The sequence below is a fragment of the Roseovarius pelagicus genome (assembly GCF_025639885.1).
GTDB classification, from domain to species: Bacteria; Pseudomonadota; Alphaproteobacteria; order Rhodobacterales; family Rhodobacteraceae; genus Roseovarius; species Roseovarius pelagicus.
Window position 1 is genome coordinate 604578 of record NZ_CP106738.1, and the last position, 11596, is coordinate 616173.

9 protein-coding genes and 1 pseudogene are annotated in these 11596 nt (G+C 58.6%); 1 reads left to right on the top strand and 9 read right to left on the bottom strand.

Translation table 11 applies throughout. From position 1 onward, the window contains the following. Positions 1-3: 3 nt before the first annotated feature. The 9 genes and pseudogenes from N7U68_RS03920 to N7U68_RS03960 form a co-directional block, all read right to left on the bottom strand. A complete protein-coding gene (locus N7U68_RS03920) occupies positions 4-543 on the bottom strand; it encodes a P-loop NTPase family protein (protein WP_263048295.1) in 540 nt (179 codons plus the stop codon). 141 nt (positions 544-684) lie between these two features. After that, positions 685-1244, bottom strand: a pseudogene (locus N7U68_RS03925) (ATP-binding cassette domain-containing protein); the annotation flags it as partial. 17 nt (positions 1245-1261) lie between these two features. Then, positions 1262-2281, bottom strand: a complete 1020-nt coding sequence (locus N7U68_RS03930) for a putative 2-aminoethylphosphonate ABC transporter substrate-binding protein (protein ID WP_165192067.1) — start codon at positions 2279-2281, stop codon at positions 1262-1264. A 303-nt stretch (positions 2282-2584) separates the two neighbouring features. Beyond that, entirely contained in the window at positions 2585-4270 is a 1686-nt protein-coding gene (locus N7U68_RS03935) for a Na/Pi cotransporter family protein (RefSeq protein WP_263048296.1), read from the bottom strand. Positions 4271-4335: 65 nt separating this feature from the next. Next, entirely contained in the window at positions 4336-5181 is an 846-nt protein-coding gene (locus tag N7U68_RS03940) for an EamA family transporter (RefSeq protein ID WP_263048297.1), read from the bottom strand. Beyond that, complete coding sequence (pbfA, locus tag N7U68_RS03945; protein ID WP_263048298.1) at positions 5178-6533, bottom strand: (R)-1-hydroxy-2-aminoethylphosphonate ammonia-lyase; 1356 nt, start codon at positions 6531-6533, stop codon at positions 5178-5180. The genes N7U68_RS03940 and pbfA overlap by 4 nt, the downstream gene beginning before the upstream one ends. 74 nt (positions 6534-6607) lie before the next feature. Then, positions 6608-8056, bottom strand: coding sequence for a phosphonoacetaldehyde dehydrogenase (gene phnY / locus N7U68_RS03950; RefSeq protein ID WP_165192063.1), 1449 nt, complete (start codon positions 8054-8056; stop codon positions 6608-6610). A gap of 55 nt (positions 8057-8111) precedes the next feature. Next, the gene (gene phnA / locus N7U68_RS03955) at positions 8112-9356 is read right to left on the bottom strand and encodes a phosphonoacetate hydrolase (protein WP_263048299.1); all 1245 of its coding nucleotides are present in this window, start codon (positions 9354-9356) and stop codon (positions 8112-8114) included. A 16-nt stretch (positions 9357-9372) separates the two neighbouring features. Next, the gene (locus N7U68_RS03960) at positions 9373-10560 is read right to left on the bottom strand and encodes a 2-aminoethylphosphonate--pyruvate transaminase (RefSeq protein WP_263048300.1); all 1188 of its coding nucleotides are present in this window, start codon (positions 10558-10560) and stop codon (positions 9373-9375) included. A 136-nt stretch (positions 10561-10696) separates the two neighbouring features. Here N7U68_RS03960 and N7U68_RS03965 point away from each other — a divergent pair, with 136 nt between their 5' ends. Further along, positions 10697-11581, top strand: a complete 885-nt coding sequence (locus N7U68_RS03965; RefSeq protein ID WP_263048301.1) for a LysR substrate-binding domain-containing protein — start codon at positions 10697-10699, stop codon at positions 11579-11581. Positions 11582-11596 lie beyond the last annotated feature (15 nt).

An 11596-nucleotide genomic window follows, 5' to 3' on the forward strand; every position in this document is an offset into this window, starting at 1 on the left:
GGATCACGCCTCCGCCTTGTCAAAGGCCAAGAGCCGTTTTTGGGCCAACTCGACTGTCATTCGTTTACCAGCCGACAATTCCAGCCTCCGCACCGCGTTTACCGAAAAGTCAGCGATCAGTTCTTGATCGCCAAAACACTCGTGCTGAAGGCGGCAACGCCAGAACGACCCCAGAAACTCCATCTCGTCGACCAACACTTCCAATGCGTTGGCCTCGGTTTGGATCACGTCGTCGCCGCCCGGCGACCGCGCACCGTCGCCGTGCGGGATGATGTCGTTGGGTCGGATCGTGGCGACGATCTGCGCGCCCTTGGAGAAACTGTGCGGCTGCGACTGCATCGTGACGCCACCGATCACGACTTCGTCCGAGGCGCCCGCCTGCGCCGGAATTTGGTTCATCTCACCGATAAAATCGGCGACAAACAATGTTTTTGGCGAACGGTAAATCTCGGTTGGCGATCCGACCTGCTCGATCACACCGTGGTTCATAACCACGATCCGATCGGCCATGGCCAGCGCCTCTTCCTGATCATGCGTCACCATAACTGTGGTAACACCCAGTTTGCGCTGAAGCTCTTTGATCTCATGGCGCAAATGCACCCGTACCTTGGCATCGAGCGCCGAAAGCGGCTCGTCCAGCAGCAATAGACCGGGGTTGGTCGCAATGGCACGCGCCAGCGCGATGCGCTGCTGCTGCCCCCCGACAGTTGCGCGGGATATTTCCGCCCCTGTTCAGGCAGGCCCACAAGGTCCAGCAAGCCAGATACGCGCTTGGCGATCTCGTCTTTGCTGCGGCCGGTGTTCTCAAGACCAAATGCGATGTTTTTTTCAATCGTCAGGTTGGGAAAGAGAGCGTAGGATTGGAACACAATACCAAAATCACGTTCCGACGGCGGCAGGTTCGACACATCCTTGCCGCCCTGATGAACGGTGCCCTTGGTTTGCAAGTCCAGCCCGGCGATGGCCCGTAAAAGGGTCGTCTTACCGCACCCGGATGGGCCTAGGAAACAAACGAATTCCCCGTCTTCGATATCAAGCGCGATATCCTTGAGCGCCACAAATTTTCCGAAGGCTTTCCAGAGGTTTTCGATCCTCAAATAGGGGCCTGCCCCGTTAGCAGCGTCGTGCACTGAACCATCCTTTATTATTAGGGTGTTTGCGTCAGAATAGCCGATCACGCGCCAGGCGTGCAGCATTTTCTGTTCTTGGAAAAATGAGGGGCAAACGCTAGGCCTGCCCCTCATGTGCTGTCCGTACCCGATTATTTCGGATCGGATTTTCCATCATAGCGGCTCGACCATTCGGCCAGAATACGGGCACGATTGTTGGCCGCGAATTCAAAATCGTTGTCGATCATCGCGTCCAGCAATCCTTCGGGGAAATGCTCGACCGGCTGTGCGACACCGGGATACGCAACCACGGCATAGCCGGTGTTGTACATCACGTTTGCGTCTTTGGTGACGGTGAAATCAACCAGCTTTTGCGCCGCTTCAAGGCTGTCTGTGCCCGCGACGATTGCAGTGGCTTCCATATCCCAGCCAACGCCTTCGGATGGAACGATGATTTCAATCGGTGCACCGGCTGCCTTGGACTTGGCACCACGGAAAGCGAAGGAAACGCCGATCGGGATTTCACCCGCTGCAGCCAGCTTGCAAGGCGCAGAGCCGGAGTGAGTGTAACGCGCGATGTTGTTGTGCAGGGCGTCCATGTACTCCCAGCCACCTTCTTCGCCAAAGATCTGCAGCCAGCTCGAAACATCGAGGAAGCCCGTGCCGGACGATGCCGGGTTCGGCATGATCACGTGACCTTCATACTGCGCGTCTGTCAGGTCTTTCCATGATGTCGGCGCTGTCAGGCCCAGCTTTTCACCTTCAACGGTGTTAAAGCAAACCGACGCAACCCAAGCGTCCATGCCGACCCAAGCGGGCGGGTTGTCACTATCGACGAACTTTTTATCCAACTGATCAACACCGGCTGGTGCATAGGCTTCCAGCATGCCTTCGGATTTCAGCAGCAGCAGCGACGTCGCAGCAAGCCCCCAAATCACGTCCGCTTGCGGGTTGTCGCGCTCTGCCAGCAGTTTAGCCGTGATGACGCCCGTGGAATCGCGCACCCAGTTGATGGTGATGTCGGGGTGAACTTCGTTGAATTTCTCAGCATAGCGCGCCAGATCTTCGGCCTCGACAGCGGTGTAAACCGTCAATTCCGTATCGGCCAGCGCACCTGTCGCTGCCAACGCCGCGAACGCAACGCCGCTCAGCACTTTGGTAAATTTCTTCATGTCGCATCTCCTCTATTGTTTCCTAGTCAGGACCGTTAGGCGGGCCTTTTCATTCCGCAAATCTTGTTACAAAGACAACCAAGAAGCCAAATCGATATTTCCTACCGACCCATAACTCCAGCCTATCATAACATCCGCCGGTCCCTCATGTTTGCTCCACCTAAACACGTCGTGCAACACTCATGTGACAAGCTCCGCTTTTTGCACGCCGACGCAGGCAAGAAAAATCATCTTCTTTGACGGGGTTGGCAGGACCAGTGATGCCTCGCGATGGACAGGCAACTCAGCTCGAACGCAGATCGTTCAGCGTTGCCTGATTTCGATGTCGTCGATGTCCTGTTCGATCAGTCTCGTTTCCAGCAACTGCCCTCCGCGGTGCAAAATCGGATAGGCGGCAGACGCCATATAACTGTTGAAATCCCTCAGAGAACTGACTGTCTCGAGGTGGATATCGCTGGAGTCAAAGCTGATTTCGACCCCTTCACTCAAGCGTTTGAGGTGTCGCTTCCTGCTCTTGCGTTCAAGCCGCGCCATTTCCTGCTTTTCTTCCAGCAAGAGACGCGCACTTTCCAGATCATCCGAGATCAGCAAATTCGATGCGAGCACCATATTCGCCTGTACCTGTTCGTGCATATGACAAACCTCTGCATGTCCGTTCTGCGAAAACTTGATACCTTTTTCGTGTTTTTCCTTGGCCAGAGGAATCAGCCGTTTGACCACGATATCGCCGGCCGCCTCTATGGCGATGGCATATTCCGTCAATTCGCGTACGCGCTTGTTGTCACCCTTTGCCATATTCTCGCTCTGAATGGCCGCAGCATATCGCCGGATATCATCCAATGCCGTGTTCACATGGTTATCCTGGGCAATCGCCGCGCGCGCGCGGTCCGGATCATAGGTCTGATAGAGGTCCATGACCGGCTGGATCATCGTCTCGACCAGTTGCACCATGCGCAGCACCTCGCGCTTGAGATTGGCGATCGCCAGATGCGGTCGCCCAAGAACCGCATCATCTAATGTCGAGCGATACATCGGCGACTGCTCTTGGTCCGAAGGCGCGTCTTCGGGCAAAAGCCGCGAAAACGGCAGTTCCAGCCGATTGCAGAACAACAGTGCTAGCAGCAGCAAAACAGCGTTGAACAAAATATGCACGTTGATCAGCGTCTGCGCCGAGTCCATTGATCCAACATACGGCAACAACTCGAACCGGTTCACCACGATCACAGTCACGATCGCGCCGCAGCCACGCACCGCCAAATTTGCGGCTGGAACACGCCGTGCGGTGCTGGACATCCCACGACTGAGCCAGACGGGTATCAACGCGCTGCCGAAATTGGCCCCCAAAACCAGCGAAACGCCAGCTTCTACAGGTATCGCTGCCACGGCGACCAAGGTGACACACATCAGGATGACCGCCACGCTGGAATGCATCACAAATGCCAAAAACGCGCCGACCAGAAAGGCCGTGATGAAATCTGCAGCCAAATAGTCCGCAATGGCAGGCAGAAAACTGCTGTCGCGTATCGGATCCATCGTCTCGCGCAGAAAGCGTAGCGAAATTAGGATGAAAGCAATGCCAAGGATGATCCGTCCGAACTGTCGCAATCGTCGCTGCTCGGCTTTGACAAACAGCCCGCCACCAACAGCCAACAAGACCGGCACCAACCAATCCAGATTGAACGAAAACACCTGAATCAGCAGGGCAGATCCCAGATCCGCCCCTAAAACAACCGCGAGGCCGACGCCGAACGTAACCGCCCCCGCCGCTGAAAACCCTGCCACCAGCAGCGCGACGGCTGCCGAACTTTGTAGCACAATCGCCAGCATGACCCCGGCAGAAGCCGCGCGAAGCGGGTTACGATTCTGCGTGACGACGCGCCGGAACGACGACCCGAATGCGCGTTCTATCCCGGTTTGCACCATGCGCACCGCAAAGAGCAGCAGCATCGTTGCCCCCATCAGATGCACGATGAATGACAGGATCAACACGACCGATACCCTTTCCAATCGCGCCCGAGGCATTGCCTATAGGCATATAGTGCCCGCATAATCCTTCAACTCCCCTTCGCCCCGGCGATAACGGCGATGCCACAGCCCACTACAATGGCTGCTGCGATCCTGCCGCGCTTGGGGCCTTCTTGGAACCAGAGCACACCAATCAACGCCGCAAAGATCACCGAGGTTTCACGCAGTGCCGAGACAATACCCAGCGGCGCCTGTGTCTTGGCAATCAGCACCAGAGCGTAGGCCGTCCCCGAAACGATGCCGCCAAAGAGGCCCAGCATCAGTGTCCGTACCGGTACCGCACGCACCCGATCCCATTTGGTTCCGAATACATAGGCCACGACAAACGCCTCAGCCGTAAAGAGGCAACCTATATATCCCAGTGCGTTGCCCGACAACCGCACACCGACACCATCCACGATCGAATAACTCGCGATCGCTACCGCCACACCAACCGCGGCCAGAAACCCGACCATCGGCATCGGTGCCTGCTTTCGTTGCGCCGCCAGTATCATGATCCCCACCGAGACCGCGAGGATACCCATCCACGCCATCAATGGCAGCGTTTCACCCACCCAGAACTGCGCCCCCAAGGCAATCAGGATCGGTGAAAGGCCGCGGGCGATCGGGTAGACCACACTCAGATCGCCGACCCGATAGGCTGTGTTCAACAGGATGTAATACACCCAGTGGATCACAGTCGATGCGATGATATATGGAACGGCCGCCATACTTGGCAGGCCCGACAGCAGGACCAGCGCCAGCCCCGGCACGACATGACCCAGCGCAATCAGCCCCAGCATCACCGCCTTGTCACCGGCCCCCTTGACGATGGCATTCCAGAACGCGTGTAGGAACGCTGCAAAGAGGACGAGCAGGAAAATCCCCGCGGTCAAGCTGCACAATCCCTGAGCGCATCCTCGACAATCGTCAGTGCGTCATCCAGATCTTGCCGGGCGATCGTCAATGGCGGCGACAATGTCAGCACATTGCCGCTGCTGATCTTAAAGCTGAGCCCCTTGCCAAGGCAGGCATAGTAAATCGCCTCGGCCAATTGCGGATCCGGCGTGCGTGCCTCGCGATCCGATACGATCTCGACTCCGAACATCAGGCCCCTGCCCCGAATATCGCCGACATTCGCATGCCCCCCCACTGTGGCGCGCAGGCGGTCCAACGCGGCAAGCCCAAGCGTGGCAGCACGTTCCACCAGCCCTTCATCCGCAATGATGTCGAGGGTGGTTAATGCCGCACGCGCTGTTACGGGGTTTTTCTCGTGCGTGTAGTGGCCAATGGCGAAGTCGCCGCAGACGTCCAGATCATTTCGGGCCACCACGGCGGCAATCGGCAGAATACCCCCTCCCAACGCCTTACCCAGCGTCACGATATCCGGGGTTATCCCATCATGCTCAAAGGCAAACATTTCACCCGTCTTGCCCAGACCTGTCGGAATCTCATCCATGATCAACAACGCACCATGTTTGCGGCATGCCGCCTGCACGGCTTTCCAATAACCCGCAGGTGGCACCACCGGCACAGCGCGCATCGGTTCCGCTATGACCGCGGCGACATCGCCCTCGCGCCCCAGCACATAATCCACCATCTTCGCACAGGCGAGCGCACAGTTTTCCGGCCCCGGATGGCCATAGGCACAGTGGTAACAGTGAAATGGTGCCACATGCTCGGATCCGGGCAGCAGTGGTCCGGCAATATGGCTGCGAAACGTCGCCTCGCCCCCCACTGACGCAGCACCGAACCCGGCCCCGTGAAACGCGTCCCAGAAGCTCAACGTCTTGAACCGACCGGTCGCGGCGCGGGCAATTTTCAGTGCAACCTCGTTGGCGTCCGATCCCCCGGTGGTAAAGAGCGTCTTGCCCAGATCGCCGGGTGCGATTTCGGCCAGCCGTTCGGCCAGCGCGACAGAAACATCATTGGTAAAGCGACGCGGCGAAAATGGTAGACTGTCCAGTTGGTCCTTGATCGCAGCGATGAGACGCGGATGACCGTAACCGATATGATGTACTGAATTGCCGTGGAAATCCATGTAGCGCCGTCCGGCGACATCCTCGATCCAGATGCCTTCGGCCTTGGCGATGGTCGACACACAGGGGCTGGACAGGCTTTGATGCAAAAACGCATCTGCATCGCGACGCAAGAGATCGCGCGCGGCGCCATCGGTTTCAGCCGCGGACCATTCTTGGCGGGCTTGCGATGTATTGGCCTCGCCTTCGGTATGGGCAATCTGCGCCATTTTACACCTCAGTTAAAAAAATGGCGGGGCTCGTTTTGTGAGCCCCGCAGTTTCGGGAGAAAATGAGGGGAATGTCAATTGGGCCAAGGCAGGGAGTATGTCTTGACGTTGGTAAAGAACTTCATCGCCTCGATGACGCCTTCCTTGACGGCGTTGCCCGAGTCCTTGATGCCGCCAAAGGGGGACATCTCGATCCGGTAGCCGGGTTGTTCCCAGATGTTGCAGGTGCCCACGTCCAGCCCGTTGATATAGGCGATCGCGCGGTTCAGATCGTTGGTGCACACCCCCGAGCTGAGGCCGAACTGGGTGCCGTTGGAGATGGCCATCACCTCGGCGTCGTCGTCGGGGACACGCACGATGGGGATGATCGGGCCGAACGTTTCCTCCATCACCAGTTCGCTGGCGTGGGGCACGTGATCGACCACGATCGGCGGCAACAGCGCGCCCTGACGGCCGGGATGATAGAGGATCTGCGCGCCTTCCTTCTCGGCCTGCAGCACACGGTTCTCGAACACTTCCGCGGCCTGCGCGTGGATCACGCAGCCCAGTTCGGTCGCGGGGTCCTGCGGGTCGCCGAACTTGATCTTCTTCGCTTTCTCCAGCACCAGCGGCACAAACCGGTCCGCCACGCTTTGCTGCACCAGGATACGCTTGATCGCGGTGCAGCGTTGACCGGAGTTGCCGGTGGCGCCCGCCACCGCGATGGTCGCAGCGCGGTCCAGATCGGCGTCGCTCAGATCATTGCACACGATCAGCGGGTCGTTTCCGCCCAGTTCCAGCGCCTGACGTTTATAGCCCGCCTTGGACGCGATCAGCTTGCCCACCGGCACACCGCCGGTAAAGGTGATGATGTCGATATGATCGTTCACCATCATTTCTTCGCCGATGTCGCCCGGCAGGCCGGTCACGATCTGGAACATCTCGGGCGGCAGCCCTGCCTCATAGAGGATGTCCGCCAGCGCGATCGCCGTCAGCGGGGTCAGTTCGGTCGGCTTGCACACCATGCAGTTGTTGGTGGCGATCGACGGCGCGATCTTGTGGCTGACCATGTTCAGCGGGTGGTTGAACGGCGTGATCGCAGAGATCGCCCGCACCGGCTCGCGCTTGGTAAAGATCTTGCGCTCCTTGCCGTTATGCGTGAGATCGCAACTGAAGATCTCGCCATCGTCATTCAGCGCCTGCATCGCCGCGAACTGATACACATCCTGCGCGCGCTTGGTCTCGTAGATCGCGTGCTGGTGGCAGATGCCCAGTTCCAGCACCAGCCACTTGGCCAGATATTCGCGCCGCTCGCCGATCAGTTCACCTGCGCGTTGCAGGATCTGGCTGCGTTCGTACCGGCTGAGCTTTGGCGTATAGTCAGCCGCGATCTGGAACGCCCGCGCCGCATGCTCGGCCGTGCCCGCGGGCACCGTGCCGATCACCTCGCCCGTGTAGGGATATGTCACCTCTATCACATCGTCGGTGAACACCACCTCACCGCCAATGCGCATGCCTTCATGCCGGATCTCCGTCTTGCTCATCGTGTCCCCCCATCCTTACGCGCCATTGCTTGCCAAAGCGTTACCAAAGACCCCATCACAGGGCCGCCGCCGCCGTGGCGTAGAAAAACGCGTCGAAATTACGCAACTCCGGCTTGCTCGGCAGGTCGATCACACGGTTGCAGATGAATGGCACGACTTGCTCGGTCAACCCGCCATGGCTGCGCAGCGGCTCGTTCAGCGCGGCCAGATCGTGGCGATGCGCAGATGTGCCGATGGTCATGTTCTCAGTTGATATCATCACGATATCGCCGATCCGGTCACCCGGCAACTCGAACCGCTCGATCGCTTCTTCCTTGCCGATGACCTCCAGCAGTTCGTCACGCTGCGCCAGCCGCGCGATGATATCCGCGCGGTCCGCCCCTGCGGGCAGGTAGGCCGTGGCAAAGCCCCCCAACGCGCCGTGGTGCACCACATAAGGGTCGGTGATCGGCAGGATCACCCGCGCCGCCGCCGCGCCCAGCCAGTCGTCCAGCAGGTCCTGCACATAGATCACCTTGGGATCGCCCTGTGCATCATGCTTGGGCTTCATCCCGTGATCAGCGGTCACCACGATGGCCGCCCCCAGCGCATCCAGCTGCCCGAGGTATTTATCGAACATCTCGTAGAACGCCTTGGCCTGTGCGTCGTCGGGCGCGTATTTGTGTTGCACATAGTCGGTCGTGGTCAGATACATCACGTCCGGTTTCCATTCCGTTAACAGCTTGACGCCCGCGGCAAAGACAAACTCGCTCAATTCCGCCGAATAGACCTCGGGCTGCGCCATGCCCAGCCATTTGCTCGCCGCTTCCTGCCCGTGTTCAGCCGCCGTCGATGTGTCTGATTTCTCTGCCGAAAAACACTTCGCCCGATCCTCGTCAAACCGCAAACCCGCGCCCAGAAGCGCACGCAGCTTGTCCTTGGCAGTGACCACCGCCACCCGCGCCCCGGCCTCGTAAAAGGCCGAAAATACCGTCGGTGCACGCAAGAACCGCACATCGTTCATCATCACTTCCTCGCCCGTCTCCGGATCGTAAAGGAAATTGCCACAAATCCCGTGCACAATCGGCGGACGCCCCGTCGCGATGCTCAGGTTATTGGGGTTGGTGAACGAAGGAATCACCGAATGCGCCAGCCGATCCGTCCCCTCTCGACGCATCCGCGCCAGATGCGGCATCAAACCATCCGCTATCGCAGCCTCAAGATACGCAGGCTCGCAACCATCAAGGCAAATCGCTATCGCACAAACCTTCGGCAAAGCATAATCACGATCATTCGCGATAACAGGAGAAATAATCGACATAGGGGTTCCTTTGAATTTAAGCAGCAAGTTTCTTGCGTTCTTCGAGCGCCGCAGCGGGTGGCGCGGCAGAGCCTACCCCCATCTCGGCCAATGTGTCGCGCGCGGCCTCGACGACCTGGCGCATGACGTGTTCGTCCATCTGGCCGATACAGCCGATCCGGAAGCTGTCCACAACCGTCAACTTGCCCGGATAGATGATAAACCCGCGCGCTTTCATCGCGTCATAGAACGCGGAAAAATCAAACGCGGGATCAGCGGGGCAAAAGAAAGTCACGATGATCGGGCTGAGCCAGCGATCCGCCAGCAACGTCTCGAACCCCAAGTCGCGCATACCAGCCACCATCACATCGCGGTTTTTCATATAGCGTGCACCGCGCCCGGCCACACCGCCCTCTGCCGCATGTGCTGCAAGGGCGGTTAAAAAGGCAGCGACAACATGGGTCGGCGGCGTAAATCGCCATTGACCGGTCTTTTCCATCGTCGCCCACTGCGCGTGCACATCCAGCGACAGTGAGTGACTGTTACCCTTGGCCGCGACGAGCTCATCCTTGCGCGCAATCACGAAACCGAAGCCCGGCACGCCCTCGATGCATTTGTTCGCCGACGACACCATCGCCGTATACTTGATGCGCTGCGCTTCCAGCGGAACCGCGCCAAAGGCGGACATGCTGTCAATCAGCACTTTGCGCCCGGCGGCATGGGCCGCATCGGCAAGCTCCTCGACCGGGTTCAGGATGCCAGAGCTGGTCTCGCAATGGATGATCAATACATGGGTAATCGCCGGGTCTGCCTGAAGGATTTCGGTGACTTCCGTACCGCGCGGCGGCAGGTAATCACCCTTATCGAGCAAGTGATACTCACGCCCCAAGCACGCCATCGTCTGAGCTGCGCGCAATCCATAGGCGCCGTTGGCCAGCACCAGAACCTTGCCATCCTTAGGCACGAAACTGCCCAGCATCGCCTCGACGCAATAGGATCCAGACCCTTGGATTGGCACACAGTCATATTCGTCCGCGCCCGGTCCGATCAGGTCTAGCAATCCGCTGCGCATTGATCGTGTCATGGCCCGAAATTCGTCATCCCAGCTGCCCCAATCGCGCAGCATTGCCCGCTTCACCTCATACGAAGTGGTCAACGGCCCAGGTGTGAGCAGATAGGGTTCACCAAGTTCAGGCGGACGGATGCGGGCAGGTTCGGTTGTCACGGGCTTCTCTCCTCGGATCGACAATCTGCGCCATTTCTACGACCAGACCATCCATATGAAAAATTGTTAATTGCAATATGTTGAAAAGTTTTGCCTATATGAGCCGCAATGCGACTTCACCAAAGGAAACGATCCCATGCGCTATAGTCAGATCCGTGCATTCCACCACGTCGCGACTTGTGGTGGATTTTCCCGCGCCGCCGAGGCACTTGGCCTGACCCAGCCCGCGATTTCTGAACAGGTTCGCAAACTGGAGAGCGATCACGATGTCCTGCTCTTCAACCGAGATCGCAAGCAGGTCACGCTGACTCCTGTGGGCGATGCGTTGCTGATCTGCACCAAAAAACTTTTTGAAGTCGAAGATCAGATTACCGAAGTGTTATCAGAAAACCGCACCGCATTGGACGGCAACCTGCGGATCATCGCTGACAGTGCCTTTCACTTGACCGACCGGCTAAAGGCATATCGTAAACGGCACCCCAAAGTGTTCATCTCGGTTCGCACCGGGAACACGACCGAAATCGTCGAGGCACTACGCAGCTACGACGCCGAGATCGGTGTCGTCGGCAGCCTGAACCCCGGCCCCGACATGGAAATTCGCAGTCTCGGGGTGTCGCCGATCATCGCATTTGCCGCCAAGACGCTGATTGCCGACCGACCGGATGCCATGACGCTGGCACAGCTGGCGAAATACCCCCTGATTTTTCGCGAGGCCGGGTCCAAGACCCGACAGCAGCTGGAAAAGGCGGCGGCAGAACGAAACATCCCCCTGACCCCCGCAATCGAAGTCGAAGGCAGAGAGGCCGTTCAGGATGTGGTCGCCGCAGGTGCCGGCGTCGGTTTCGTGTCAGAGGCGGAATTCGGTTATGATGCACGGCTCGCCCGGATCACCATATCTGACGTCGATATGACGATGACCGAGTCGCTGGTTTGCCTGCGGCAGCGCGGCGATGTACGCACCATCCGCAGCTTCATGGATATCATCGCCGAGGGTCAGCCAAACCTGCCAAGCTCAATATAGCAGAGCCGCACAAAC

Excerpts from the sequence above, each read along its gene's own strand:
- phnY (WP_165192063.1), bottom strand. The coding sequence starts at position 8,056 with ATGAGCAAGACGGAGATCCGGCATGAAGGCATGCGCATTGGCGGTGAG.
- N7U68_RS03920 (WP_263048295.1), bottom strand. The coding sequence starts at position 543 with ATGGTGACGCATGATCAGGAAGAGGCGCTGGCCATGGCCGATCGGATC.
- phnA (WP_263048299.1), bottom strand. The coding sequence starts at position 9,356 with ATGTCGATTATTTCTCCTGTTATCGCGAATGATCGTGATTATGCTTTG.
- N7U68_RS03965 (WP_263048301.1), top strand. The coding sequence starts at position 10,697 with ATGCGCTATAGTCAGATCCGTGCATTCCACCACGTCGCGACTTGTGGT.
- N7U68_RS03930 (WP_165192067.1), bottom strand. The coding sequence starts at position 2,281 with ATGAAGAAATTTACCAAAGTGCTGAGCGGCGTTGCGTTCGCGGCGTTG.
- pbfA (WP_263048298.1), bottom strand. The coding sequence starts at position 6,533 with ATGGCGCAGATTGCCCATACCGAAGGCGAGGCCAATACATCGCAAGCC.